Genomic DNA, 26,107 nt, shown 5'->3' with positions numbered 1-26,107 from the left:
TCGAGACAATTATTTTGATGGAGACTGGTTGGCCTGTAAGGGTTGATTGTGGTGCAGAAACATTTTGGCACCAGCTGGTGCACCTATTGCATAATTCAGGCTAGCTTCCAGTGATTGAGCAAACGGCCCCTGATAGATTTTATTACCCATATGAGTCAGATTGGAGCGTGCATCAATATAAACTTTACCGCCCAGCAGATTCCACAAACGGCAGAAACTGAAATCCTCAGACAAATAACGTTTGGTTACTGGGTCAACCAGACAGTCATAAAAACGATAATGATAACCCTGATTATCAACACCGGGGCAATCAGGCTGATATTGCAGTTCAGGATAAGCTTTCATTAAACGGGTAAAGACCTCACGCTTAATCACCATGAATCCGGTTGGTGCCTCTGGAAGCTCAATAAAACCTTCATCATCTATCTGCACATGCACTTCATTATTGGCATCTGCCCGGCTGATATTGATGGCATAGCGTGTATAGGTGGCATTGAACTGCTGCTGGTTCATATGTGCATCAATACCATCTGCCGGCCATGATTCTCGCTTGAGCGGGTACACGCCGGCAACAATATCGCGATCTGCCAATAACAGTCGCTGAAATGCTTCCGGTGAAAAACCGATGTCGGTATCAATCCAGCATAGGTGTGTCCACTCTGGATGTGCCAGAAATTTAGCTACACAATTATTGCGTGCCCGGGTAATCAGGCTTTCACCCTGATGCATGAATACCTGTATCGGAAACCCAGCACGAGTATGCGCAGCCACTAAATCCAGCAACGACTGCACATAATTACCAAAGTAACGGCCATCATGGCTAGGAGACATGATAACCGGATACATACCGGCTAATGCTGATTGTGGTAGCATAATGCGACTCTGATAAAAACGGTATTAGTATTTCAGGGTAATCGCACCCCAGGCAAAGCCTCCGCCAATACCTTCTAGCAATAATGTCTGACCACGCTGGATGCGGCCGCTTTTAATCCCTTCATCCAGTGCCAATGGAATAGAGGCAGCTGAGGTATTACCCTGCTCTGCCAGCGTAACAATGACTTTGTCCATCGGTATGCCCAGATGGCGAGCAGTGGATTCGATAATACGCAGATTAGCCTGATGCGGAATAATCCAGTCTATATCAGCTGGCTGCAAACCGGATTCTTCAATAACTTCTTTGGCAATATTGGCCAGTGCCTTAACTGCAAATTTATATACAGCCTGCCCATCCATATAAAGATAGGGTGATCCTTCAATATTGCCGGCAGCGATTTTTCCGGGTGTTTGCAAGATATGGCTATAACCACCATCTGCCTGCAATCTGGTTTTGATGATACCGCCCTCCTGTTCAGACGCACCCAGAACCACGGCACCAGCACCATCCCCAAACAGGACACAGGTACGCCGGTCATTCCAGTCTAGTAGGCGGCTAAAAGTTTCAGCGCCAATAACCAGTGCTTTGCTCGCCATACCGCTTTTGATATAGGCGTTGGCGGTTGCCATTGCATACATAAAACCGGCACAGACTGCCTGAACATCAAATGCCGGACAACCGGAAATACCAAGTTTGTTCTGTACGATGCAGGCTGTAGCCGGAAATGTCATATCTGGCGTTGATGTAGCAACAATAATCAGATCGATGTCTTCTGCAGCTATGGCAGCATCGGCCAGTGCGGCCTGTGCTGCGGCAACAGCCAGATCGCTGGTCTGTTCATTTTCAGCAGCAATATGGCGCGCTCTGATTCCTGTGCGTGTGGCGATCCACTCATCAGAGGTATCAACGATTTTGCTCAGGTCATCATTGGACAGACGGCGTGCAGGCAGATAACTGCCTGTGCCTAGAATATGAGCATTTAGCATGGCATAGTCTTTATTTACAACAAAGGCCACATTTTAAACAAAGTCATTTAACTTGTCTGCCTTTGTAACAGGGTGATTTATTCTTCCAGCGCAGTCAGTTGCTGTGCTACGCCAGCCTGAATTTTCGTAATTGAATCTGCCTTGATAGCCTTATAGGCCTCTTGCAGTGCGAAACAGAAGCCTGTGGCATCGGTGCCACCATGGCTTTTGACTACTACGCCTCGCAGGCCAAGGAAAATGGCACCATTGAAGCGCCGCGGATCCAGACGCCGCTTAAAGCTTTTCAATGTCGGCAATGCAATTATAGCGGCCAGTTTGTTGAACCAGCTACGAGTAAATTCCTCTTTAACAACCGTACCAACGAACTTAACTGCACCTTCAATACTTTTCAGCATGGCATTGCCGGTAAAACCATCGACTACAAGTACATCGACTTCGGCCGTAAAAATAGCATTACCTTCAACATTACCAACAAAATTCAGATTGCTGCGCTGTAAAAGCTGATGTGTTTCTTTGACGGCAGCATTACCTTTGATGTCTTCGGTACCAACATTGAGCAAGCCTACCCGCGGACGGATATTTTCAGGCGACAGTGCTGCCACCTGCTGGCTGCCCGCAATAGCAAACTGCAAAAGCTGGGTACTACTGCAATCAACGTTAGCACCAAGATCAAGTACCAGTGTAACGTGATTATTACGCCCGGGTAAAAACTTGGCAATAGCCGGACGATCAATACCGGCAATAGTTTTCAATACAAAGCGTGCAGTTGCCATTAGGGCACCAGTATTACCGGCCGAGACGGCTGCCTGTGCCTGCCCTTCTTTAATCTGGTTAATGGCCACACGCATGGAGGAATCTTTTTTATTCTTGAGCGCAGACGTTGGTTCTTCATCCATGCCTACTACTTCACTGGCAGGACAGATGGTAATTCGCTCCATAGAGGCGCTGGCTTTGGTTAATGCGTTTCTGATTTTAGTTTCATCACCAACAAGAATCAGTGCTGCATCTGTTTGCTGCTGTAAAAAAGTCAGCGCTCCCGGAATGGTAACATCCAGTCCAAAATCGCCGCCCATTGCATCAACTGCGATGGTTTTTAAGGTCATATGTTATGCCTCAGGTGTGGTTTGGGCTGCAACGTTTTCATAGTGCTCATCAATATCAAGTGCATCCCAAGGATAATTAATCCACCAGTCATCTACCTGTATTGCACTATAGAAAGGTAAATCTGCTGGCAATACCCCTTTTTTGGGTTTACGTTTTTCGTGCAGTACGGCAACGCCCAGCTGCTGAAAACCTTCATGCTGTAATTCACGAATGCAATATTCGAGCGTGGCTCGACTGTCATCCACTTCGTCGACAATCAGTAGTTTCTTGTCTTTCATTTTCTCGTCAAAACCATTTGTCCATTGAATTTTCTGCGGACAATCGGTCGGACAATCGTTGATATCATAATAAGATAAAGTAACGGTGTATACAGGAATATTCAGAAAGCTACGCAGTATACGTGCCGGAATAAATCCACCGCCACCGATAGCAATCATTGCATCAAATGAATGTCCTGATTTCTGTATCTTTTCAGCCAGCTGTTGGATGGCACGATGTATGTCTTCGTAGTTATACCAGATTTTTTTCATGGGAAACCCGGGTCAATATAAAGAGCAAGCCACTGATGGCTGCTGGGAAAGTGAAAGTATTTTATCTTAAACAGGTTGAATTACCTGCTAATAATGGATACAAAAAAGCCAGTGATTGCTACTGCAATGTCTGGCTTTCATACGCATTGAATAATCACAGAAGTGATTTATTCACCTTTGGCTTTGATTACTTTGCGTCCACGGTACATACCGTTTGGAGAAATATGATGACGCAGATGTACTTCACCAGTTGTGGTGTCAGTAGAAACCTGTACGGCGGTTAGACCATCGTGTGAGCGGTGCATACCGCGTTTTGAAGGGGATTTTTTGTTTTGCTGTACTGCCATGTTAAAGCTCCTGGGAAATTTAAGTTAATTCGTTAGTGGCCGCTTTTCAGTCCTGCCAGTCTGGCAAAAGGATTGCCAGAGTCTTGATTGGTTTGTATTGCCAGAGTGTGATCACAATCTTCATGTCGCGGTGCAACTGGAATCGCCATTAAAATTTGGTCTTCCACCAGTGCAGCCAAATCATATTCTGCACTCCATACCGCGCCTTCAAGTGATCCATCAGCGGCCATAGCCTCGTCCAGCAACTGTTCGCTGGCAAAAAGCACTATATGCGACTGGTCATTCAGCGCCCAGGAAACTGCCTGTAAACAGCGCTGACACACCAGCTGCAACTCACCTTCTATGCTGATATCAATAAAAGGACGCTGCCAGCGATCAATTCCACCGCTGATTTTATACTGGATATTGCCGTCGCGTTGCGCCAAAAGTTCATGTGACCAAACTCGCCGGTCAAGCGCCTGAAGCCGCAATTGACCACAGCGTTGCTGCTGTTCATGTGTGAACGTGGCCGTATCAATCAAAATAGGGTCTAACATAAACGGCGGATGATATAATTTAAGCTTTATAATGTCAATGAGTTCGCATCTATGCCGAGTGATAAAAAGCTGATTCTGGCTTCCAGTTCACGTTTTCGCCAGCAGCAACTTCAGCAATTACGTATCCCTTTTGACGCAGTTAGGCCAGATTTTGAGGAAACGCCTCTACCTGCTGAAACCGCTCCACAGACAGCCTTACGTCTAGCCAGCGGTAAAGCTCAATCTCTGGCCAGTCTTTATCCGGATGCACTGATTATCGGCTGCGATCAGGTTGCTTGGTGTCGCGAACAGCAACTGGGCAAACCACTCACCGTAGCAAAAGCACAACAGATGTTACACTATTTGAGTGGTCAGGAGGTGAGGTTTTACAGTGCACTGACGGTACTGAATACTGCTAAAAACCGTCTGCATCAGCATATTGATGAAACGCGCGTTGTGATGCGTACGTTAACAGATGCGCAGATCAATTGTTATCTGACGTTGGAGCCTGATGCGGTGCACTGTGCTGGTGCAGCCAAAAGTGAAGGACTGGGTGCTCTGCTGATTGAACGCATTGAAAGCTCAGACCCGAATGCGCTGATTGGTTTACCGGTTTTTCGTCTGGTGGACTTTCTGCTGGCTGAAGGAATAAATATTTTATGAACAGTCCCATACTCTATCTGATTCCTACCCCGCTAGGAATGGCCGATACGCCCTGTCTACTTGCGCATGAACAGGAAAATATTGTTAGGCTGACCGATTTTGTTGTTGAAGCCGAAAAAACGGCACGTGCCCATTTAAAGGCATTTGGTGTACACACGCCGATTCGCGAACTGAATCTGCGTACGCTGAATGAACACACGGCAGAACGCGATATTGCTGCATTATTGCAACCGTTACATGCTGGCCGCAGTATGGGCTTACTCAGTGAAGCCGGTTGCCCGGCTATAGCTGATCCTGGTGCACAACTGGTGGCACTGGCACATCAGGCTGGTTTTACTGTTATGCCGCTGGTTGGCCCTTCCAGCATTATGCTGGCACTGATGGCCTCTGGCACCAACGGACAGTGTTTTGCCTTTAAGGGCTATCTGCCTGCGGAGAAGAATGCGCGCATTGAACGCCTGCGCGCGCTGGAAAACCGTTCACGGCAGGAAAATGAAACCCAGCTTTTCATTGAAACGCCTTACCGCAATGATGCTTTACTGGCAGATGCCATTGCCAGCTTGCATCCGCAAACCCGTCTGTGTATTGCAGCTGATTTAACTATGCCCACTCAAACCATTATTAGTCAGAGTATTGCAACATGGAAAAGCATGAAAGTACTGCCGCAACTGAAAAAAAGACCATGCCTGTTTGTGCTGTATGCTGGTTGATACCTGATTGACATTTTTTAGAAATAACTTGTACCTCACTCTTGTCAAGGTGCACATCACTGCCTATAATGCACAGCTTATTTCGGAGTGTAGCGCAGCCCGGTAGCGCACCTCGTTCGGGACGAGGGGGTCGAAGGTTCGAATCCTTTCACTCCGACCATATTTTTAAAACCGTTTGTTCAATTATGAGCAGACGGTTTTTCTACAATCAAGCCGAATTATGCCAAATAAATTTTGTTACAATCTAAAGGATAATATTGATTCTTTGCATATAAAAACAAATTATTGTAAATGGAATTAAATCTTTGCCAAACTGATGTTTTTATGAAAAAATCCTTTATAGTATGCACTTTTTGACCGCCTGTTTATTATTTAGTTATTAATAATGCTTTTCCGTAAAGTTATGTAGGCTTTATAATCTGCGAATAATGTCTCACATTATTCATAATAACTTTGAAACGCGGTAGTCTTTAAACACAAGTTTTTGAAAGATTAACATGTTACCACTCGAAATTGAGGAAATGAATCCACCACCAAAGAAACAGCGGTGGTATCAGATTCTGTATATACAGGTAATTATCGCCATTATTATTGGCATTTTACTTGGTAATTTTTTCCCCAGTATTGGTGAAAGCATGAAGCCTTTAGGCGATGCCTTCATCAAATTAGTCAAAATGATCATCTCTCCGGTTATTTTCCTCACAGTGGTAACTGGTATCGCCGAGATGAATAATATGAAAACCATGGGGCGCGTAGCTGGCAAGGCTATGGTTTATTTTCTGACTTTTTCTACTCTGGCTCTGGCGATAGGGTTGCTTGTGGCTAATATTGCCCAACCGGGACATGGTCTGAATATTGACCCGACAACCCTGCAAAGTACTAAAGTTCATGAATATGTGCAAAAATCGCATGAATCCAGTCTAACTGGTTTTCTGATGGATATCATTCCAACCACTGTAATGAGCCCGCTTACCAATGGCAATATCCTGCAAACCCTGTTTATTGCTATTTTGTTTGGCGTTTCTCTGGCAATGATTGGTGAAAAAGCCCGTCCGCTGATCAATATCTTTCATGATTTGTCTGCACCGGTTTTCAAAATGGTATCCATTCTGATGCGCGCAGCACCGGTAGGGGCATTTGGCGCCATGGCCTTTACTATTGGTAAGTACGGTATTGACTCTATTGGCAATCTGCTTTATCTAATTTTAACCTTCTATATATCCTCAGTACTGTTTATTCTGATTGTTCTGGGTGCGGTAGCCCGTTATAACGGCTTTTCTATCATCAAGTTGGTGAAGTATATTAAGGAAGAGCTGTTACTGGTACTGGGCACAAGCTCATCTGAAGCTGCGCTGCCGACGCTGATGCAGAAAATGGAAAATGCCGGTTGCAAAAAATCAATTGTTGGATTGGTGGTACCCACCGGTTATTCTTTCAATCTGGATGGTACGAATATTTACATGACCTTGGCCGCGCTGTTTATTGCGCAGGCTTGTAACATTGATCTGACACTGCAACAGCAGGTATTGTTGCTGCTGGTAGCGATGCTCAGCTCAAAAGGTGCAGCAGGGGTAACTGGTGCCGGCTTTATCACACTAGCTGCCACATTATCCGTTGTACCGTCTGTACCGGTAGAAGGGATGGCATTGATCCTCGGTATTGACCGCTTTATGTCTGAATGCCGTGCCCTCACCAATCTGGTTGGCAATGCCTGCGCCACTATTGTTGTCGCACGCTGGGAAAAAGGTCTAGATTCAGAGCGCCTGCATGAAGCATTGAAATAATCATTTCATTCAGGTATAAGATTCTGATTACAGAAATTTAGCGACCATATCACAGATGCTGAGATTAACAATCTCATCACTTTTAAAATAAAAAAACAGACCAGTTAATATTAACTGGTCTGTTTTTTTCGAATGAATAATCAGCCGACTTTCATACCCGGTTCGGCTCCACTATCCACATCCAGCAAAAACAGTTTACCATTACCAGCAGCCGAAGTTATCATACCTTCAGACATACCAAATTTGGCCATTTTACGTGGCGCAAAATTGGCTACTACGATTACCATGCGCCCAACCAGTTTTTCAGGCTCAGGGTAGCTGGCTGCAATACCAGAAAATATCGTACGCTGCTCAAAACCAAGATCAACCTGAAATTTAAGCAGCTTACTGCTACCTTCAACTTTTTCACACGTCAGCACTCTGGCTACACGCATATCGATTTTCATGAAGTCATCAAATGAGGCCGTGGCAGCCACAGCTTCATATGCAGCAGTAGCAGCTGTTGACGCTGGCTGAATATTCTGGCGATTAGCTGCTACCAAATCATCAATTTGTTTTTGCTCCACCCGCTGCATCAGATGTTGATAGGTATTGATGCTGTGATCCGCTGGCAGTAAAGTCATACTGTCATTCCAGCTTAGCGGTGCCACATTCAAAAAAGCGGCCACTTTAGTAGCCAGCTGCGGTAATACTGGCGACAGATAAACAGTAAGAATACGGAAAGCATTAATCAGCTCACTGCACACTTGTTGCAAACGTACTTCCTGACATTCCTGCCGTGCCAGCTCCCACGGTTTGTTGGCATCCACATATTCATTCACTACATCGGCCAGTGCCATGATTTCACGTAAAGCGCGCGCATATTCCCGTGCTTCAAAGCTGGCTGCAATGGCTTCACTTTGTGCCTGTAACTGTGGCAATAGCTCACTATTGCTGACATCGGTTAATTTACCCTGAAAACGCTTGCTGATAAACCCAGCAGCACGGGCAGCAATATTCACGTATTTGCCAACCAGATCACTATTAACGCGGGCGATGAAATCATTCAGATTTAAATCCAGATCTTCAATCTTGCTATTGAGTTTGGCTGCAAAATAATACCGCAACCATTCCGGATTCAGACGCTGTTCCAGATAGGAGCGTGCTGTGATGAAAGTACCACGGGATTTGGACATTTTCTGTCCGTCTACGGTGAGAAAACCGTGGGCAAATATACCTGTCGGGGCACGCAGATTGGCATATTGCAGGGTTGCCGGCCAGAACAGTGCATGAAAATACAGAATATCTTTGCCAATAAAATGATACATTTCGGTATCGGTATCTGCACGGAACCATTGGTCAAAATCTACGCCGATACGCTCACATAGATTTTTAAATGAAGCCATGTAACCGATAGGCGCATCCAGCCAGACATAAAAATATTTACCGGGCGCATCCGGAATTTCAAAACCGAAATATGGCGCATCGCGGCTAATGTCCCAGTCGCTCAGGTTGCCATCCTGAAGCCACTCATTCATTTTATTCAGCGCCTCTGTCTGCAAATGCGGTTGCTGGCGGCCATCAACTAGCCGGGTACTGCCGGCAGTCCACTGTTTCAAATAATCAGCACATTCCCCGAGCTTGAAGAAGAAATGTTCTGATTCTTTCAGCACAGGAGTAGCGCCGGAAATTGCAGAATACGGATTAATCAGTTCGGTTGGGCTATAGGTAGTACCACATGCCTCACAATTGTCACCATACTGATCCTGCGCATGGCATTTCGGACATTCACCTTTAACAAAACGGTCTGGCAGAAACAGTTTTTTTTCCGGATCAAATAACTGTTCGATGGTACGACTTTCAATTTTGCCATTTGCTTTCAAAGCCAGATAAATACTACGGGACAAGGTTTCATTTTCAGGGGAATGAGTACTGTAATAGTTATCATAGCCGATACCAAAACCAGTAAAATCTGCCAGATGATCCTGCCGTATTTTGGTAATCATTTCTTCTGGTGTGACACCCTGTTTTTGTGCCGCCAGCATCACCGGCGTACCATGCGTGTCATCCGCGCAGACGTAGTAGCATTCATGGCCGCGGGACTTCTGAAAACGCACCCAGATATCAGTCTGAATATGTTCAACCATATGCCCCAGATGAATATTTCCATTTGCATAGGGCAAGGCAGAGGTAACCAGTATTTTGCGTTGTTGTGTCATGATTGATGTATCGTTGATATTCAGTAAAAATTCTTGAAATTATACCAGAGCCGTTTCTTTGCTACAGTAACGGCTCGTGTGCTGTTCCGGCAGAATGGAATTTAGTTAAGCTTCTGCTGCAAGCGGGCAATGCGGGCAGCCAGACGTGCACTGTCGTCACGTAATGTCTCCACTTGTGCCGTAAACTGCTGTAATTGCTGCTGTCCCACCACCGCAGCATCGCTTTCCCGCGCATAGTCAGCCACCTGTGCGGCAATACCATGACTGATTGCACGGCCATGCTGATAGAGATTTTCCAGTTCCTGTGCCACTTTTCCGCCCACAGTATCACCAAGCAGCCTAGTAAGATCATTGCGCCAGTCATATTGTAATGCTTGTATAAGTGGCAGAATGGCCATACCCAGTGCATGATCTCCGCTAATGTGCACATCGCCAACTCCTGGCTGTATACCACTAAGCATTTTACTCAGCGCGCTTGATGCAATCGTAATTGTGGTGTCAGCTTCGGCACAATCCTCCTGCCAGAAACCCTGTGCATCAATCCGGCCTTTAAGCGTCAGCATAGGTAATACCAGTGCAATAACCCGCTGCTGATGCTGCTGCCAGCGTGTTTTAAGCTCTACATTCTGCTGAATAAGATGATTAAGCAGTGCCAGAGTTAACATTGCGTTTCTCTGATCTGCTGTGCCCATTGCGGGGTAACCCATTTCACAGCATCCCGTGGCTGCCAGTGACGCATCTGTTCTAACAGTTCTGCCGGAATGGTGGCGCAGCAGAGTAAATCCATGTTTTCTGGTGGCATGAAGCCGGCTGTCACAGTATTTTGCAACATCTGGATTAGCGGATCAAAAAAGCCGGCCACATTCAAAATCCCTACCGGATGGGGATGCAGCTTTAGCTGTGCCTGTGATAGCACTTCAAACAATTCTTCATAAGTGCCCAGACCACCGGGCATGGCAATAAAACCATCAGCCAGTTCAATCATTTTGTTTTTGCGCTCGGTCATATTAGCCGTTTCATACAGTTTAGTCAGCCCCGGATGCGCGCCTTCCATATTTTTGAGAAAGCTCGGAATCACACCAATGGCCTCACCGCCATGTTGCAGTACGGCTGTGGCAATTGTACCCATCAGACCAATATTGCCACCGCCATAAACCAGACGGTATCCCTGTTGTGCCATTTCCTGTCCCAACTGCTGTGCAGCATCGAAATAAGCTTTGTTCTGTCCCAAGTTAGAACCACAATATACAACAATATTTTTCATACTCATTTTGTCTCCACGCCTGAGGTAATTTGTACCTGTTTCAGGCGAAAATTTGTTTTACGTTTAAATCACAGCCTGCGGATAAGAACCAATCAATTTCAGGAATGCCGACCGCTGCTGTAAAGCAGTCAGTGCTGCGGCCACTGCTGCATCCTGTTGATGGCCTTCAATATCGATAAAAAATACATACTCCCACAAACCACCACGACTAGGGCGACTTTCGAGTTTAGTCATAGAAACATGATAGTCTGCAAAAGGCTGGAGTAAATCATGTACAGCACCAGCCTTATTGGGTGCAGCCACAATCAGCGAAGTTTTATCCCGCCCGCTGCTAGTGGTGATATTACGTCCCAGCACCAGAAAACGGGTAGTATTATTGGGTTCATCTTCAATATTCTGTGCCAGTATCTGGAGCTGGTAATGGTCGGCAGCCATCAGTGAGGCAATAGCTGCGGCACCACTGTCAGCAGTCGCCAGCCGTGCTGCTTCAGCATTGCTGGCCACAGCAATCCGTGCCACCTGCTCAGACAGGTTTTTATCCAGCCAGTTACGGCACTGTGCCAGTGCCTGAGCATGGGCGTAAACTTTATTGATGCCTTGTTCAGAAGCAACGGTACGCAGTAATTGATGATGAATGCGCAAATTAACTTCACCACAGGCTTTTAATGGTGTGGTTACCAGCAAATCAAGCGTGCGCCCCACTGAACCCTCAGTAGAATTTTCAATGGGTGCTACCACATAATCTGCCTGCTGTGCCTCTACCAGGCGAAAGCCTTCTTCTATTGAAGCACACGGATGTGTCTGTGCTGCCTGACCAAAGTGCTTGATGGCAGCCTGCTCAGTAAACGTGCCCTGCGGACCAAGATAAGCCACAGTTAATGGTCGTTCTAATGCCAGACATTCACTCATAATCGCCCGTTGTAGACGGGCAACCGCCTGTCCGGATAATGGCCCCGGATTCTGTTCCTGTACTCGGCGTAAAACTGCCGCTTCACGTTCTGGACGGTATATTATTCCTTCTCCTTTTAACGTACCAATGGCCTGGGCATGGCCGGCACGCTGATTTAATAAACGCAAAATTTCGCTATCAATCTGGTCTATGGCATCGCGATGCGGTTTAAGTTTATCGTTATCAGACATAATCAGTAGTGTTATTAATAATTTGTTCAAAAAACATGAAAAAGGCAGCCTGCTGCGGCTGCCCGGAATTATCTATACTTTTCCTGCCATGCAGTGCGTGACAAAGTCCAAAGCAAAATGGCACCACAACTGGTAGAAATCAGCATCATCGTTGGCATCACATGTAACGAACCATTGTGCAGCAGCGTAGTCAGCCAGCCCACCATAGCGGCAATCAGAAACTGCATGGTACCCAGCACGGCATTGGCACTGCCGCCTATTTTACGAAAATAGCTCATGAAACACGCCTGCGTATTGGAACCAATCAGCCCCTGTGAACCAATAGAAAACATAATTAACGTCAATAGCAGGAAAAACGGTGGTCGGTTCATACTCCACACCACCATAGTTAATAATAAATTACAGCTCAGCTGCAAGAACACACCACTGAGTAAAATATTTCGCGCGGGTGTAGTACGCAGACGATAGGCTGTTATCCGATTAAACAGCATCATGGTAATTATATTAGCGGCAAAAGCCCAAGAATACTGATGTGCGCTCAGACCATAGATATTCATATAAACAAATGATGATTCAGTCAAAAAAACAAACATAGCCGCAAAAGCAGCAGTCTGCAAAAACATAAAGCCAAGCGCTTCGGGCTCATGAAAAACCACAGAAAAATTCTGTTTTATCTTGTGAAAAACCCGACTGTCTAATGGCTGAAAATCTATTTTAACCTGTGGCATAAACCGCCACACACACATCAACACCATTAAAGCGTACACAAACAGAAAAATAAAGATAATACGCCAGCCACCTAGTGCAGCCAGTGCCGTACCCAGCATCGGCGCTGCCAGCGGTGCTGCCAGAGTAATAATGCCTATAGTGGCAAACATTTTGGCAGCTTCATTACCTTGAAAAAAATCACGTACTGTAGCACCAACAGTAACGGTTGCCATGCCGCCACCCAGAGCCTGAATCCAGCGCCAGAAAAGCAGTTCACTGGCAGAATTGATAAAGACAATGGCAATCGCTGAGAGCAGATAAACGCTCAAGCCAATCATGGCAATGACTTTTCGCCCCTTAATATCGGATATCGCCCCCCCAAGCAATTGTCCCAGTGCCACACCAAACATAAAACTGGACAGACTGCGTTCAACCTGATAAATCGGCGCATGTAAAGAAGTAGCCATTTCTGGCACAGAAGACAGATAAATATCCGTAGAAAATGGCATAATGGCCACCATCACCGCCAACAGCAATGCCAGATAGCGCGGATTAATCAGTAACTGATTTCGGGAAGCTTGCATAACCATTTTCTCCATTAACAGCAAACTAAATGCGTTCAAGTATTCAGTAATGCGACCAGTATAGCTTTAATGGTATGCATCCGGTTTTCTGCCTGTTCAAATACTATAGAAGCGCTACTTTCAAACACATCTTCACTCACTTCAGCACCATTCAGAGCAAATTCATCGAACAGCCACTGCCCAAGCTGAGTATCACGATTGTGAATTGCCGGCAGACAGTGCATGAATTTCACTGCAGGATTGTGACTGGCTGCAAGCAGCCCAGCATCAACCCGATATGGCTTAAGCTGTTCAATGCGTTCTCTCCAGACTTCTGTCGCCTCACCCATTGATACCCACACATCGGTATGGATAAAATCAACTTCATTAACCGCTGCTGCGGCGTCTTCAGTTAACGTAATCCGTGCACCAGTCTGCGCGGCGATCTCGCGACATTGTGCCACCAAACAGTCATCCGGCCAGAAAGCACGCGGAGCACCAATGCGCACATCCATACCCATTTTGGTACCGGCTACCAGCAAAGAATTGCCCATGTTATAACGGGCATCGCCCACATACGCGTAGGCAATCCGGCTTAAAGGTTTTTTGCTGTTTTCTTTCATGGTAAGCAAATCAGCCAGCATCTGCGTAGGATGGTATTCATTGGTTAAACCATTAATCACTGGCACCCCCGCATATTCAGCCAGCTGCTCAACAGTCTCCTGAGCATAACCACGATACTCAATGGCATCATACATGCGTCCGAGAACCCGTGCGCTATCACGAATACTCTCCTTATGTCCAATCTGGCTGCCACTGCTATCCAGATAGGTCACATGCGCACCCTGATCATGTGCAGCTACTTCAAAGGCACAACGGGTACGGGTGGAAGTTTTTTCAAAAATAAGAGCAATATTCTTACCGGCCAGACACGGCTGCTCTGTACCGGTTTGCTTCTCAACTTTCAATCTGGCAGCTAAATCCAGCAATGCCTGAATTTCTGTTGGTGTATAGTCCAGCAGCTTTAAAAAATGTTTCTGGCTTACAAGACTCATTATTATCTCCTCATGCAGATTGGCAGGAATCAGGCTGGGCAAGCTGTTGCAGCATATCTTCATAAATCGCCGATAACTGTGCTATGGCAGCAATATCCACACATTCATCTATCTGATGGATAGTTGCATTCACTGGCCCCAATTCAATCAACTCACTGGCAATGGCTTTAATAAAGCGACCATCAGAAGTACCACCAGTAGTAGATAGCTGTGCAGCCACCTTACATACACGGTCAATGGCAGTCTGGGCAACAGTGGTTAAACGCCCTGCTGTGGTCAGAAATGGTTGTCCCGACAATGCCCAGTCCAAATCATAGCGTAAACCATGCTTATCCAGAATGGCATGTACACGCTGGCGCAAACTCTCCGCACTGGATTCTGTCGAAAAACGGAAATTAAATTGCACCGTTAACTCGGCTGGAATCACATTAGTTGCACCAGTACCGGCATGAATATTAGAAATCTGGAATCCAGTAGGCGGAAAATAAGCATTGCCGTCATCCCAATGCGTGGCGGTTAGCTCAGCCAGTGCCGCTGCGGCTAAATGAACAGGATTAGCAGCCAGATGCGGATAAGCCACATGTCCCTGACGGCCGTGTACCCGCAACGTGCCGGATAACGAACCACGCCGTCCATTTTTTATCATATCTCCCAGCGTATCAACAGCGGTAGGCTCGCCTACAATACAATAATCAATTTGTTCACCACGTTGTTGCAGAAGCTCGACCACGCGTTTGGTGCCATTGTGTCCGTCGCCCTCTTCATCTGAAGTAATCAGCAGAGCCAGACGCAGTGGTAAATCCGGCTGTAGTACCAGCAAGCGCTCACATGCAGTAACAAAAGCAGCAATACTGCTTTTCATATCGGCAGCACCACGACCATATAGCCGACCATCACGCTCTGTAGGCGTAAATGGTGGAGAAGTCCAGCAACTTTCATCTCCGGCTGGCACCACATCAGTATGGCCGGCAAAGCATACCAATGGCCCCTTTTCGCCATAAACTGCATAAAAATTATCAGTCTCCCCAAACCGCAGGGACTCAATGCGAAAACCCAATGCTGTTAGCCGACTTATCAGCAATGACTGGCAACCATGATCATCTGGCGTGACAGACGGCTGTGCAATCAAAGCTTTGGCCAATTTCAGTGTTTCTATTTCCATTATCATAAACTCAAAAAAAATAACTTCAGGCAGCTTGAGAAGCTGCCTGAGAACATATTACATCTTTATAAACTAATTTTTCTGTCTTGCCAAATATTTACCCTACAATTGATAATCCATGGCAACTTATTCATATACCATTTCTGCCCGTTTGACATTACACAATAATTCATAGGCAATAGTGCCGGCCGCTGCAGCCACCTCATTCACATTGACAACATCGCCCCACAATTCCACCTCACTACCGAGTAACTGCCGGTGGTCATCCAACTGTACTGTCATCATGTCCATAGAAACCCGTCCCAGCACATTACTGCGTACCCCGTCAATGGCTACCGGCGTACCTGTTGCAGCACGGCGCGGATAGCCATCAGCATAGCCGCAGGCCACCAGCCCTACCCGAGTTGAACGGTTGGTAACAAAACTGGCACCGTAGCCAATCGGCTCCCCCATCTGCAATACCCGCTCACCAAATACCTTGCTTACCAGCCGCATCACCGGCTTAAAGCGGCTATCTGTACCGCCCATGGGTGAAATTCCATACAGCGCCAGTCCGGCTCGCCCCCAGCCACACTGAGTTTGCGGATAGGCCATCATCGCTGCTGAATTGGCCAGACTCACTTCTCCGGGCAAATTAGCACACACCATCTCAAAAGCGTGAATCTGTTCAGCCGTCATCGTTTTCATCGGTTCATCGGCACAGGCAAAATGAGTTATTTTTACCACATCGGCTACCTTATCACTTTGTGCCAGCGCCTGATAGGCTGGTGCATAATCATGTGGAAAAAAGCCAGTACGATGCATACCCGAATCCATTTTCAGCCATACTGTTACCGGTTTTTGCCAGTCATGAGCAAGTAGCGTTTCTAACTGCCACAAATTACCTACTACCGGCCACAACTGGTAACGATCTGCCAGCGCATACTCCTCAGCAGCAAAAACGCCTTCCAGCATCACAATCGGCAACTGTATACCCGCTTCCCGCAGCTGTACTGCCTCATTGATACACGCAACTGCAAATCCATCGGCTATATCAGCCAATGCCTGAGCACAACGCACTGCACCATGTCCGTAGGCATTAGCCTTCACCACGGCCAGCATTTTGCCACCACCATGCATCTGTTTTAAAGCCAGAAAATTATCACGTAAGTGATTTAAACGAATATGCGCAACTAACGGACGCATAATGACTCCCCTGTTATCATGGTTACCAAATTTTATTGTTTAAGCAAAGCAATCCCTGTAAGCAAACCAAATTATGCCCGTTTACGCAATAACCTGCGCTACTGTATATCTTACCACCACCGATTACCGCCCATATCTGTCATATAGATAACTAAATCAGCAAAATCTACCAGTCCAGTCCTTTCCTGCAAACCGGTTGCCAGTACTTCTATTCTACCGTTTACTACCTCATGTCAATGATGCGCATCCAGCCAAACTTGTGCAATCATGCCATCAGCCTGAAAAAATTCAAGTGTCTCCGATTTCTTTATCTGCCCCATACCCGAATAAAACAGCTGCTGGTATTACCAGTCAATAGCAACACCAGCAGGAAAATCATGCAACTCATCCACCAATATCCAGTGTGTAGCCATTTACGGGTCAGATTCTGTAATCCAGCAGGCAGAAGCAACTTCCAGTAACAGAATTTTATCATTAGCACTATACAGACCTTACCCCTAAACAGGATAAATTAATAATAACATTAACCATAATAAAACTTTTACAGCTCCTGTATGTCCTTACAAACTACATATTCTGGCACCGCACCACACAGGCGAATACATTTAATCAAACGAGATCATTAAATTAAACATAACGCGCCAGCGATAAATCACTGGTTTCAATTTCCGGCTTAACTCCACTAATCAAATCAGCCAGAATCTTTCCCGAACCCAACCCCATCGTCCAACCCAGCGTACCATGGCCGGTATTCAACGACAGGTTCACAAAACGGCTGGCACCAATAATCGGCGTACTGTCCGGCGTCATCGGGCGCAAACCACTCCAGAAAAAAGCCTCAGAAGTATGGCAACTGCCCGGAAACAGATCATTAACCACCAATTCCAGCGTAACCTTGCGTTTGGGATTCAGCTGAATACGATAACCAGACAATTCTGCCATGCCACCGGCACGGATCCGCTCATCAAAACGCGTTACCGCCACCTTATAAGTTTCATCAATAACCGTAGAAACAGGTGCTTTATCGTCATCAATTATCGGGATAGTGAGTGAATATCCCTTCACCGGATAAACTGGCAGATCAATTCCCAGCTTGCCCAGCATACTGCGACTGAAACTGCCTAGCGCACAGACATAATGATCAGCAGTAAACCACTGGCCATTAGCCTGCACACCCTTAATCGAACATTTATCCTGATGGATATCCGAAATAACATGCTGGTATAAAAACTTCACACCCAAAGCCGCACATTTTTCTGCCAGCTGAGTAGTGAATAAATGACAGTCACCCGTACCATCCTGAGGCAGATACAAAGCACCGGCCAGTTTCCCGGCCATATGTGCCAGTGCCGGCTCATACTGCGTACATTCAGCAACACTATTGAGTACCTGTAACGGCACCCCGAATTCCTGTAAAACAGCTATATCAGAACGCGAGTCAATTACCTCTTTTTCCGTGCGGAAAATTTGTAAAGTACCTCGCTTACGCCCCTCATAGCGAATATTTTCTGCTGCTTCTAGCTGCTGTAACATCTCGCGACTATACTCAGAAATACGTACCATGCGTTCTTTATTAGTGGCGTAGCTCTGTGCATTACAATTGCGATACATCTGCCACAGCCATCGCAGCTGAGAAAGACTACCATCAGGACGAATCAGTAAAGGCGAGTGCTCCTTGAACAACCATTTCCATACTTTCGCCGGAATATTCGGTGCAGCCCACGGCGTAGTATAGCCATAGGATAACTGGCCGGCATTGGCAAAACTGGTTTCCATTGCAGCCTGATCAGCACGTTCCAGCACAGTCACCTCGTGTCCGGCCTTAGCCAGATACCAGGCAGTACTCACGCCGACAATACCAGCCCCCATAATCAGTACTTTCATTCCCTTCTCTCCCAAGCAATCAGATGAAATAACATCAGCCGTTTTAGTTGCAAAATCCTCAAACAGTTCATTTAGTTACTTTTTCTAGTGTAAACAAAGAATGATAGTGAATTTCACTTTATTTAAATAAAAAAAAGGAGTATTTTGACAAATAATCACATTCATATAACGGATAAACCATGCACCATCTTGACAAAGTGGACATGAAAATACTGTCCTTACTACAAAAAAACGCCCGTACCACCATGACCGAACTGGCCGACAAAGTAGGATTATCCACTACCCCTGTCACCGAACGGGTACGGCGACTGGAGCGGGAAAACATCATTACCGGTTATCATGCACGCCTGAATCCGCGTGCCTTAAACCAGAGTCTGCTGGTATTTGTGGAAATCAAACTGCGTTCCAAATCCGGCAATATTTTTGAAGACTTCCGGCGTGAAGTACTGACTATTCCGCAAGTACTGGAATGTCATCTTATTTCCGGCGAATATGATTACCTGATTAAAGTACGCCTGCCAAATATGCATGCATACCGCAACCTGCTCGGCAATATCCTGTTGCAATTGCCAGCTGCAGCCGAAAGCCGCAGTTATGTTGTTATGGAAGAAGTAAAAGAAGAACAGATGTTACATCTGGAATAAATACCGGCTATATTAAGTATTGAGAGCAAAACCTGAATTTACTCCCCGGGCAGCCAGCTGTAAGCCTGCCCGCCGACTAACTGTCTCAACAGCAGAGTCATCAATAATAACTGCCCTATTTTCAGCTACAGTAATCTATCTGAGGATTCCAAACCACCGTATTTTTCTCGCCGTTTATAAAAATTAAGTTCCCCATGCCTTATTTACAGCAAAGCTTGTTGGCAAGGATACCGGCTTCGGCTTGTTTTAAAATAGATACAAATTGATACACTGTGATCCATTTCATCTTTAAAACCACATGGGTTAATGGCGAAAATCTTCTGCTTTAGGTCGCACTATTTTAGGGATAACTACAAATCATTCAAAACAACATATTAAAAATTTCATTTTATTTCCAGATACAGAACATCCAATCGCTTCTAAGTTCGCTTTTCATCATATTCTAGCCTCTGGCTGATTATTAAATGATTTATCTAGGCAAGAAACAAAAAATAAATTAATTCAATACTTAGATAATCTAATTAAAGGTGGTTATCATGTTCATGAAACATGGACAGCTTTTATACTATTTACAGTGGAAAAATTACCCGAAGACAACACATTACTCCCAAAATATAATACTAAACTTAGTCCCGAACAATTAACCAGATAATAAAAGATGGCTATAAAGTAGCTGCTTTTCATGGCTCATTAAACGCGATGAATCGCGTTGCAGAAGCTTATTTTTATGGAATTGGCGTGGAACAAAGTGATAAACAAGTTTCTATTTGGAGTAAGGTTATTGAAAATATTTATCCTATATTACATCAAAGCGCAATAAATAATAACAATACGAACATACAAAAATTATCATTTGATAAAACCAATTATATCAGAATATTACTTAACAACCCCAATAAAAATAAACCAGAGCAAGAATCATTGCTTAATGAACTTAATAAAAACGGAATGTTGCAAAAAACTATTTTACCTCGTGTAAGTGTATCCCAACAAATTAGTAGCCAGAAAAAGATCAATGAATTAATGACGCAAATTCAGTCGGATTATACAAATTGGCTTGAAACAAGAGACCAAGATACCCCAAAGCCATAAGTAACAAAAAGCATGATTTTAACAACAAAATAATTTAAAAAATTAACGTAACTGTGGTGTTATTTGTACATATTTTTAATAAGATCAAAAAGAGAAAATTTATACAACATTAGTGCCTTGTATATTACTTATTACAAACAAATATAATAGCAATATACTTTCGCTGAGTAGGTATTTACGCCTACAGTATATAATATGTGTTCAAATATTCTTCGTATAAATTATTTAGCATAAATGATATCTCCTTAGTAGAAAAGGTTAAAGGATAGATCATAACGTCTGGATCTAATAAATACAGGTTATGCTAATTCTCAAGTAATAACAAATATTATAAATTTAATAAAAGCAATAGTTTAATGGGTAGAGATATTGATACATCCTTTAACAAAGATAATGATAGAAAACAGTTTTTTAATTAGCAAGGTCTAAATTCAATATGTCACATCTATTGTTTTGAAAGAACTCTTAAAAATAAAAGAACCTTCATGGCTGATAACTTTAAACTGCTGCATAAATCTCCTGATTACATTACTAAAGATGACTGCACTCATAATGAATCGAACAAAAAAACATATTAAAAATCCTTATTTATTCATATTTCTAACACATCAATCAATATATTAATTCTTATTCTGAGCGAACCAACTTACAATTACTCTACTGCCACAACGTAAATAGTTTTATAATTAACCCAAGCTGTATTCGTGTGCAATAGTCCAAAAATACAGCACTTTGCTTTTATAAACCTCTTTACCACTCACCCGTTCGGCGGGTGTGCGCACTTCGGAGCAGATATGGATTTCAATACCGCCCGCTATAATATGGTCGAGCAACAAATCCGTCCTTGGGACGTATTAGATTTCGACTTACTGGATGTTTTATCCGACATTCCGCGCGAACGCTTTGTCCTGCCACAACAGCAAGATGTAGCCTATACCGATCAAGCGCTTGGACTGGCAAACGGTGGCAAAATGCTCGAACCCAAAGTAGTAGCTCGGATGATTCAGGCATTGAAATTGAATCTAACCGATACCGTAGTAGAAATTGGTACCGGTTCCGGCTATGCCACAGCCATTTTGGCAAAAATGGCTGGCAAAGTCATTACCGTTGACATCGACACCGAACAACAGCAGCATGCCCAACTTATCCTCAGCGACCTCAACTACACCAATATCAGCTACAAAAGCTGCGACGGACTGGCAGATAAACTACCCGGGGCACCTTTTAGTGCCATTTATGTCGGCGGTTCCTTACCAACATTACCCACAACCCTGCTCGACCAACTAGCAGAAGATGGTCGCATGGTAGCCATTATTGGCGAAGCTCCAGTAATGCGTGCCATTCTGTTTGAACGGCAAAACAATCAACTCAAGGAAACCATCCTGTTTGAAACAGTAGCTCCTGCCCTGCACAGCCTAGAAATACCAGCACCAAACCAGTTTAAATTCTAATTAAATTAAAGCTACATCAGCAGCACAACTTGTTATTGCCACAACTTGTGCTGCTGCTTACAACAATATAACTTTTTTATTGGCAACAACAGTCGCTACCAGCTGTAAACAATTACCTGATAACTGTCACCAGCCAGATACCATTTCACATCAACATCTATACATCCCGATATCAAGCAACTTCTCCATATCTTCGCACAAAAGCACCAAACATAATTCGATTCCCATCATCCATAGTTTGTTTCCTGATAGAAACGAATATTTTTTATTTTTCTCACTGCAACCTGAATAATAACGTCCTCAGCAACCACACCCAAACCAATAACAAAGCAGCAACAAAACAGTAAAAATATATCAAAATCAATAATATATTTAGAAAACTTATTGCCAAAATCATCACTCTGGTATTAACTAAGGCATAAACCAATTATCAGGAGCAGAACCATGCCTTATCAAAACCGCACCGACCTGCCAGCAACAGTACAACGTGCATTACCTGAACATGCACAGGATATCTTTAAAGAGGCATTTAACCATGCTATTGAAGAATATCAGGATCCGAAAAAACGCCGTGATAACAGCGATGCAGAAACCATCGCATTTAAAGTTGCCTGGGCAGCAGTAGAAAAGGTGTACCACAAAGGTAAAGATGGTAAATGGCAGCCTAAATAACCAGCAGCGCATTACTTACACACATCATCCAAACACAAGTTCAACCTACTACGGACACAATAGTACCGTAGCTAATGGGCTATACACGGCAAACTTAACAGCCATTGTAATATGCAGCATAACCCGGGTATCATTTGCACCCTAAAACGAAACAATTGCAACCTGAACATCAAATCTGGTTTCACAATTCAAATCATAAATTAATTTCACACATCATCAACATCAACTTATCATCATGACTATCCAGACACTAAGCGCCGCACAATTACAGCAATGGCAACAGCAGAATCAGAATTTCATCTTACTCGACGTACGCGAAGATAACGAAGTTCAGTATGCAGCCATACCCGGCCATCTCCATATCCCCATGAACATGATACCCTTGCGCCAGAATGAATTACCAGATGACAAACCCATCGTTCTGTACTGCCATCATGGTATGCGCAGCATGCAGGTAGCACTGTATCTACAGGATACCGGTTTTGATAACCTCTACAATCTCCATGGAGGTATTGATGCCTGGTCACGCGAAGTTGATGCCAGTGTTCCTACGTATTAATCACCAGACTTGATATCCTGGGATCAGCAAGCCCTTATTGCAAGGATCCCTTTTCGAATGAATATCATCAAACAATAATAAATACAGACAAACAAAGTCAACAAAACACAACATTTCAGCAATATCCACAATAGCAATACTGCTGATAATACTGTGCCAATTCATTATAAAAACAAAAAACTCTGATAATAAAAACATTGCCAGAGCAAATATGCCTCTTCAACTATTTAAATTTCTGAGCATTAAAATTCAAGTTAATCTCTTTTAACCCTTATCTTACCTTCCGATAACAGCACGCCACTGAGCGTAAGTAATGTCCCCACAGCAGCAATCCAAGTAAAAGGTTCTTTTAAAATAAGCATCGCAGTCACAATAGTGATAATCGGCACCAGATAAATATAAATACTGATTTTAACCGCACCCACTAATTTAACCGCATAATTCCAAGAGGCAAAACAGATTGCCGAGGCACCCAAACCTAGAAATAAAATATTAAACACATTGGTCAGCTTAGAGAATCTCGCCAATTCCCATTCAAAATCGAATATATACAAAGCAGGCAACATTAAAACCAAACCATAAAAAAAGAAGCGTCTGGTAAGCAAAATAATATTGTAATTATAATTACTGCTCTTCTTAGTCAAAATCGAATAGCCAGCCCAGAATAAGCAAGCAACAACCGCCAGCAAATCACCCAGCAAATTAAGAGACAATACAAACTTGCCATTAAAGCTAATCAAAACAACGCCCACAATCGCTAGCAGACAACCAATATAAAAACGTGGCGGAGGAGTTTCCGCTTTTAAAAAGAATATGGCCAAAATGGCCGTAAATACCGGTGCCAGACTGGCTATCACGCCGACATTAGACGCAGTTGTATAAGTTAATGCAATATTTTCACATAAAAAATAACTGGTTACCCCACAAAAACCAGCTGCCAGAAACAGCAGTTCTTGCCTAATCCCCTGCCAAGCAAACCAATGAGGTGATAAAATCCAGAGTGTGAAATAACCCAGTATAAACCGGAAGAAGAGAATTTCTATCGGCTTGAAGTCTGCTAACAGTACTTTAGTAGAAATATAAGTCGTTCCCCAGATAAACACAGTGATCAGTGCAATTACATGCCCTTGTGCTCTTTTTGACAGAACCATGAAAATTCTCTCTATTTACAATAAATACTACTAAAAATTTTCAATATTGCCAGAAAACAGCAACACAGAATAAATTTGGAAAATAATCAAGAACTGATTACATTGAGAGAAATAGCTTGCTTGGAATAGCTCAAATTAGAATACAGTAAATTCTAACTTAATGTATATCATTGCTCAATATCTTTCCGACAATCAGATAACAAACATAAATACCATAATTATGGCCATAATATAATCTTGATTAAACTGAATATTCATATACACATTGCAGTAAAATTGAAAATTATTCGGGTAAGTTATTAATAATATCACCAGCTATAATGACCAATAAAATTTAAGGGTTTCAGCCAAGCTGAAACCCTTAAATATATATCTGGTGCACCCAACAGGGATCGAACCTGTGACCTCCGGCTTCGGAAACCGACACTCTTCCAACTGAGCTATAGGTGCAATTAATATAGAGAAAGATAGATTTTAGCCCAAATCGATCAAATTGGCAAAAGCTATCCGTAATCCAAAAACACCAAAGTTGAGCACAGCTATTACCAAATAAAAATCAACCTACTGAAATTAAACATATTTATCCATACTAGCAATAATCATACAAAAATAGCGATTGATAGCGACAAAATTGGCATACGTAAAATTTTTGTGCTATGTTAACTGATTTAGTTAATCAGATATTATTTAATAACAAAAAAATATATTTATAGACAGTCTCCGATATATCAAGCAGGCAACCAAATTATGCATTCTGACAAATGTTCATTTATTCACTCCCTGCCCACCAATACAGCTTTAGATGTGATTGGCGATGTACATGGCGAGTGGGAAGCTTTACAGCAATTGTTACATTTTCTCGGCTATGATGAGTCTGGTCAGCATAAACAAGGTCGTAAACTGGTATTTATCGGTGATTTATGTGATCGTGGTCCTGATAGTCCGGCTGTACTGGACTGGGTAATTAAAGCAGTGGCCGCGGAAAACGCATTTGCCGTTATTGGCAATCACGAATTGAACTTATTAATTGAAGACCCTAAAGATGGTTCAGGCTGGTATTTTGATAACAGACCACAGGATGAAGCGCGCTTCGCACCTTGGCAACATTACTGCAACGCAAAACGTAAGCAATTACAAGAGACCCTGTCACAATGGCCACTAATCCTGCAACGAAATGATTTGCGTATTGTCCATGCAGCATGGCTGCCAGACAGTATCGATAAACTTCTTCATTGTGGCGAAACTTCATTGGTTAAACAGTATCACTACTGGGAAAATCGCTTTTTTGAGGACTTCCGTCAGACTGAGTGGTATGAGCACTATATGCAGGAAAGACAGCAATTGGATGCTGAGCTGGAAAATGAGCATTACCCCATGACATTTCAGCCGGGTATAGCTCATTACGATTTACTGCGCAGCTGCCATAATCCGTTACGCGCACTAACCAGCGGCATACAGGCCATAACACAGAAACCATTCTATATTAACGGTCGCTGGCGCTTTACGGTAAGAAAACCATGGTGGCAACAATATAACGATCCGATTGCAGTAATCATCGGACACTACTGGCGCAGCTGGTACAGCACAGGTGTAGCAGAACACCGCAAAGAACTGTTTCAAGAACCGCCCACACACTGGCTGGGCAAACGCCAACAGGTATTCTGCATCGATTTTTCCATTGGCGCGCGCTGGCGTGAACGCAAAAAAGCAATTTCATCGGCAGATAGCCAGATGCATCTGGCTGCACTGCGCTGGCCGGAAAATTTGATTATGCTAAATAATGGCAAATATCACTTGAGTAAACGTTCTCACTGAATAATCATGCCAGTAAACAATACAATTTGCTATAATGGATTCTTTACAACA

General features: G+C 44.0%; 25 protein-coding genes and 2 tRNA genes. 10 read left to right on the top strand and 17 right to left on the bottom strand.

Annotated features, from left to right (window positions below; all coding sequences use genetic code 11):
* Positions 1-9 precede the first annotated feature (9 nt).
* From J6578_RS09125 to J6578_RS09100, 6 genes are all read right to left on the bottom strand, one after another.
* Positions 10-873, bottom strand: coding sequence for a hypothetical protein (locus J6578_RS09125; RefSeq protein ID WP_239423512.1), 864 nt, complete (start codon positions 871-873; stop codon positions 10-12).
* 24 nt (positions 874-897) lie between these two features.
* Positions 898-1,860, bottom strand: coding sequence for a beta-ketoacyl-ACP synthase III (locus tag J6578_RS09120; protein ID WP_239423511.1), 963 nt, complete (start codon positions 1,858-1,860; stop codon positions 898-900).
* Between the two features lie 77 nt (positions 1,861-1,937).
* Positions 1,938-2,963, bottom strand: a complete 1,026-nt coding sequence (plsX, locus tag J6578_RS09115; RefSeq protein ID WP_100149985.1) for a phosphate acyltransferase PlsX — start codon at positions 2,961-2,963, stop codon at positions 1,938-1,940.
* A 3-nt stretch (positions 2,964-2,966) separates the two neighbouring features.
* Positions 2,967-3,494, bottom strand: a complete 528-nt coding sequence (locus J6578_RS09110; protein ID WP_093093044.1) for a phosphoribosyltransferase — start codon at positions 3,492-3,494, stop codon at positions 2,967-2,969.
* A 167-nt stretch (positions 3,495-3,661) separates the two neighbouring features.
* Positions 3,662-3,841 carry a 50S ribosomal protein L32 gene (rpmF, locus tag J6578_RS09105; protein ID WP_037404788.1) on the bottom strand — a complete coding sequence of 60 codons (180 nt, stop codon included), beginning with the start codon at positions 3,839-3,841 and terminating at the stop codon, positions 3,662-3,664.
* Positions 3,842-3,873: 32 nt separating this feature from the next.
* Positions 3,874-4,377 carry a YceD family protein gene (locus J6578_RS09100; protein WP_239428019.1) on the bottom strand — a complete coding sequence of 168 codons (504 nt, stop codon included), beginning with the start codon at positions 4,375-4,377 and terminating at the stop codon, positions 3,874-3,876.
* A 51-nt stretch (positions 4,378-4,428) separates the two neighbouring features.
* Between J6578_RS09100 and J6578_RS09095 the strand changes: the two genes are divergently transcribed.
* The 4 genes from J6578_RS09095 (at position 4,429) to J6578_RS09080 (ending at position 7,513) form a co-directional block, all read left to right on the top strand.
* Positions 4,429-5,019 carry a Maf family protein gene (locus J6578_RS09095; RefSeq protein ID WP_093093040.1) on the top strand — a complete coding sequence of 197 codons (591 nt, stop codon included), beginning with the start codon at positions 4,429-4,431 and terminating at the stop codon, positions 5,017-5,019.
* Positions 5,016-5,729, top strand: a complete 714-nt coding sequence (locus J6578_RS09090) for an SAM-dependent methyltransferase (RefSeq protein ID WP_287954453.1) — start codon at positions 5,016-5,018, stop codon at positions 5,727-5,729. Before J6578_RS09095 ends, J6578_RS09090 begins: the two co-directional genes overlap by 4 nt.
* 83 nt (positions 5,730-5,812) lie before the next feature.
* Positions 5,813-5,889: transfer RNA gene (locus J6578_RS09085), tRNA-Pro, on the top strand.
* A 337-nt stretch (positions 5,890-6,226) separates the two neighbouring features.
* Positions 6,227-7,513 (top strand): dicarboxylate/amino acid:cation symporter, encoded by a 1,287-nt coding sequence (locus J6578_RS09080; protein WP_037404778.1) that lies wholly within the window; start codon positions 6,227-6,229, stop codon positions 7,511-7,513.
* Positions 7,514-7,653: 140 nt separating this feature from the next.
* Here the strand turns inward: J6578_RS09080 and metG are convergent, their stop codons facing one another.
* From metG to J6578_RS09035, 9 genes are all read right to left on the bottom strand, one after another.
* Positions 7,654-9,711 carry a methionine--tRNA ligase gene (gene metG / locus J6578_RS09075; protein ID WP_287954452.1) on the bottom strand — a complete coding sequence of 686 codons (2,058 nt, stop codon included), beginning with the start codon at positions 9,709-9,711 and terminating at the stop codon, positions 7,654-7,656.
* 101 nt (positions 9,712-9,812) lie between these two features.
* Positions 9,813-10,376, bottom strand: a complete 564-nt coding sequence (locus tag J6578_RS09070) for a ubiquinone biosynthesis accessory factor UbiJ (RefSeq protein WP_239423507.1) — start codon at positions 10,374-10,376, stop codon at positions 9,813-9,815.
* Positions 10,370-10,981, bottom strand: a complete 612-nt coding sequence (locus tag J6578_RS09065) for an LOG family protein (protein WP_306807125.1) — start codon at positions 10,979-10,981, stop codon at positions 10,370-10,372. Before J6578_RS09065 ends, J6578_RS09070 begins: the two co-directional genes overlap by 7 nt.
* A 57-nt stretch (positions 10,982-11,038) precedes the next feature.
* A complete protein-coding gene (pheA, locus tag J6578_RS09060) occupies positions 11,039-12,115 on the bottom strand; it encodes a prephenate dehydratase (protein ID WP_100121484.1) in 1,077 nt (358 codons plus the stop codon).
* 68 nt (positions 12,116-12,183) lie between these two features.
* On the bottom strand, positions 12,184-13,407 hold the full coding sequence (locus tag J6578_RS09055; protein WP_287954451.1) for a multidrug effflux MFS transporter: 1,224 nt from the start codon (positions 13,405-13,407) through the stop codon (positions 12,184-12,186).
* Between the two features lie 35 nt (positions 13,408-13,442).
* Entirely contained in the window at positions 13,443-14,441 is a 999-nt protein-coding gene (gene argF / locus J6578_RS09050; RefSeq protein ID WP_100102703.1) for an ornithine carbamoyltransferase, read from the bottom strand.
* A 10-nt stretch (positions 14,442-14,451) separates the two neighbouring features.
* Positions 14,452-15,609, bottom strand: a complete 1,158-nt coding sequence (gene dapE, locus J6578_RS09045; protein WP_239365769.1) for a succinyl-diaminopimelate desuccinylase — start codon at positions 15,607-15,609, stop codon at positions 14,452-14,454.
* Positions 15,610-15,729: 120 nt separating this feature from the next.
* Positions 15,730-16,788 (bottom strand): alanine racemase, encoded by a 1,059-nt coding sequence (alr, locus tag J6578_RS09040; protein ID WP_239365772.1) that lies wholly within the window; start codon positions 16,786-16,788, stop codon positions 15,730-15,732.
* 627 nt (positions 16,789-17,415) lie between these two features.
* On the bottom strand, positions 17,416-18,672 hold the full coding sequence (locus tag J6578_RS09035) for a D-amino acid dehydrogenase (protein ID WP_239365775.1): 1,257 nt from the start codon (positions 18,670-18,672) through the stop codon (positions 17,416-17,418).
* 179 nt (positions 18,673-18,851) lie between these two features.
* Here J6578_RS09035 and J6578_RS09030 point away from each other — a divergent pair, with 179 nt between their 5' ends.
* The 5 genes from J6578_RS09030 to J6578_RS09010 all read left to right on the top strand — a co-directional run bounded on the left by J6578_RS09030 (position 18,852) and on the right by J6578_RS09010 (position 23,090).
* Positions 18,852-19,316 carry an Lrp/AsnC ligand binding domain-containing protein gene (locus J6578_RS09030; RefSeq protein ID WP_037491402.1) on the top strand — a complete coding sequence of 155 codons (465 nt, stop codon included), beginning with the start codon at positions 18,852-18,854 and terminating at the stop codon, positions 19,314-19,316.
* 699 nt (positions 19,317-20,015) lie between these two features.
* A complete protein-coding gene (locus J6578_RS09025) occupies positions 20,016-20,408 on the top strand; it encodes a hypothetical protein (RefSeq protein ID WP_287954448.1) in 393 nt (130 codons plus the stop codon).
* 794 nt (positions 20,409-21,202) lie between these two features.
* Complete coding sequence (locus tag J6578_RS09020) at positions 21,203-21,859, top strand: protein-L-isoaspartate O-methyltransferase family protein (RefSeq protein WP_239428496.1); 657 nt, start codon at positions 21,203-21,205, stop codon at positions 21,857-21,859.
* Between the two features lie 444 nt (positions 21,860-22,303).
* Positions 22,304-22,531, top strand: a complete 228-nt coding sequence (locus J6578_RS09015) for a ChaB family protein (protein WP_093092742.1) — start codon at positions 22,304-22,306, stop codon at positions 22,529-22,531.
* Positions 22,532-22,766: 235 nt separating this feature from the next.
* On the top strand, positions 22,767-23,090 hold the full coding sequence (locus J6578_RS09010; protein ID WP_093092740.1) for a rhodanese-like domain-containing protein: 324 nt from the start codon (positions 22,767-22,769) through the stop codon (positions 23,088-23,090).
* A gap of 254 nt (positions 23,091-23,344) precedes the next feature.
* Here J6578_RS09010 and J6578_RS09005 read toward each other — a convergent pair whose 3' ends face one another.
* Both J6578_RS09005 and J6578_RS09000 read right to left on the bottom strand, forming a co-directional pair.
* Positions 23,345-24,241, bottom strand: coding sequence for a DMT family transporter (locus J6578_RS09005; RefSeq protein WP_100150324.1), 897 nt, complete (start codon positions 24,239-24,241; stop codon positions 23,345-23,347).
* 374 nt (positions 24,242-24,615) lie between these two features.
* Positions 24,616-24,691, bottom strand: a tRNA-Arg gene (locus J6578_RS09000).
* 297 nt (positions 24,692-24,988) lie between these two features.
* Here J6578_RS09000 and J6578_RS08995 point away from each other — a divergent pair.
* Positions 24,989-26,056 carry a metallophosphoesterase gene (locus tag J6578_RS08995; RefSeq protein ID WP_093092737.1) on the top strand — a complete coding sequence of 356 codons (1,068 nt, stop codon included), beginning with the start codon at positions 24,989-24,991 and terminating at the stop codon, positions 26,054-26,056.
* Positions 26,057-26,107 lie beyond the last annotated feature (51 nt).

Origin of the sequence: Snodgrassella sp. (assembly GCF_024103505.1) — a bacterium.
GTDB lineage: Bacteria > Pseudomonadota > Gammaproteobacteria > Burkholderiales > Neisseriaceae > Snodgrassella > Snodgrassella communis.
Note: the sequence above shows the minus strand (reverse complement) of the source record. Positions and strands in the feature narration are given on the sequence as shown.

Excerpts from the sequence above, each read along its gene's own strand:
- J6578_RS09125 (WP_239423512.1), bottom strand. The coding sequence starts at position 873 with ATGCTACCACAATCAGCATTAGCCGGTATGTATCCGGTTATCATGTCT.
- J6578_RS09005 (WP_100150324.1), bottom strand. The coding sequence starts at position 24,241 with ATGGTTCTGTCAAAAAGAGCACAAGGGCATGTAATTGCACTGATCACT.
- J6578_RS09055 (WP_287954451.1), bottom strand. The coding sequence starts at position 13,407 with ATGCAAGCTTCCCGAAATCAGTTACTGATTAATCCGCGCTATCTGGCA.
- rpmF (WP_037404788.1), bottom strand. The coding sequence starts at position 3,841 with ATGGCAGTACAGCAAAACAAAAAATCCCCTTCAAAACGCGGTATGCAC.
- J6578_RS08995 (WP_093092737.1), top strand. The coding sequence starts at position 24,989 with ATGCATTCTGACAAATGTTCATTTATTCACTCCCTGCCCACCAATACA.
- J6578_RS09095 (WP_093093040.1), top strand. The coding sequence starts at position 4,429 with ATGCCGAGTGATAAAAAGCTGATTCTGGCTTCCAGTTCACGTTTTCGC.
- J6578_RS09025 (WP_287954448.1), top strand. The coding sequence starts at position 20,016 with ATGAATCGCGTTGCAGAAGCTTATTTTTATGGAATTGGCGTGGAACAA.
- dapE (WP_239365769.1), bottom strand. The coding sequence starts at position 15,609 with ATGATAATGGAAATAGAAACACTGAAATTGGCCAAAGCTTTGATTGCA.
- J6578_RS09110 (WP_093093044.1), bottom strand. The coding sequence starts at position 3,494 with ATGAAAAAAATCTGGTATAACTACGAAGACATACATCGTGCCATCCAA.
- J6578_RS09020 (WP_239428496.1), top strand. The coding sequence starts at position 21,203 with ATGGATTTCAATACCGCCCGCTATAATATGGTCGAGCAACAAATCCGT.
- alr (WP_239365772.1), bottom strand. The coding sequence starts at position 16,788 with ATGCGTCCGTTAGTTGCGCATATTCGTTTAAATCACTTACGTGATAAT.
- J6578_RS09035 (WP_239365775.1), bottom strand. The coding sequence starts at position 18,672 with ATGAAAGTACTGATTATGGGGGCTGGTATTGTCGGCGTGAGTACTGCC.
- J6578_RS09015 (WP_093092742.1), top strand. The coding sequence starts at position 22,304 with ATGCCTTATCAAAACCGCACCGACCTGCCAGCAACAGTACAACGTGCA.
- J6578_RS09080 (WP_037404778.1), top strand. The coding sequence starts at position 6,227 with ATGTTACCACTCGAAATTGAGGAAATGAATCCACCACCAAAGAAACAG.
- plsX (WP_100149985.1), bottom strand. The coding sequence starts at position 2,963 with ATGACCTTAAAAACCATCGCAGTTGATGCAATGGGCGGCGATTTTGGA.
- J6578_RS09065 (WP_306807125.1), bottom strand. The coding sequence starts at position 10,981 with ATGAGTATGAAAAATATTGTTGTATATTGTGGTTCTAACTTGGGACAG.
- pheA (WP_100121484.1), bottom strand. The coding sequence starts at position 12,115 with ATGTCTGATAACGATAAACTTAAACCGCATCGCGATGCCATAGACCAG.
- argF (WP_100102703.1), bottom strand. The coding sequence starts at position 14,441 with ATGAGTCTTGTAAGCCAGAAACATTTTTTAAAGCTGCTGGACTATACA.
- J6578_RS09090 (WP_287954453.1), top strand. The coding sequence starts at position 5,016 with ATGAACAGTCCCATACTCTATCTGATTCCTACCCCGCTAGGAATGGCC.
- J6578_RS09120 (WP_239423511.1), bottom strand. The coding sequence starts at position 1,860 with ATGCTAAATGCTCATATTCTAGGCACAGGCAGTTATCTGCCTGCACGC.
- J6578_RS09100 (WP_239428019.1), bottom strand. The coding sequence starts at position 4,377 with ATGTTAGACCCTATTTTGATTGATACGGCCACGTTCACACATGAACAG.
- J6578_RS09070 (WP_239423507.1), bottom strand. The coding sequence starts at position 10,376 with ATGTTAACTCTGGCACTGCTTAATCATCTTATTCAGCAGAATGTAGAG.
- J6578_RS09010 (WP_093092740.1), top strand. The coding sequence starts at position 22,767 with ATGACTATCCAGACACTAAGCGCCGCACAATTACAGCAATGGCAACAG.
- metG (WP_287954452.1), bottom strand. The coding sequence starts at position 9,711 with ATGACACAACAACGCAAAATACTGGTTACCTCTGCCTTGCCCTATGCA.
- J6578_RS09030 (WP_037491402.1), top strand. The coding sequence starts at position 18,852 with ATGCACCATCTTGACAAAGTGGACATGAAAATACTGTCCTTACTACAA.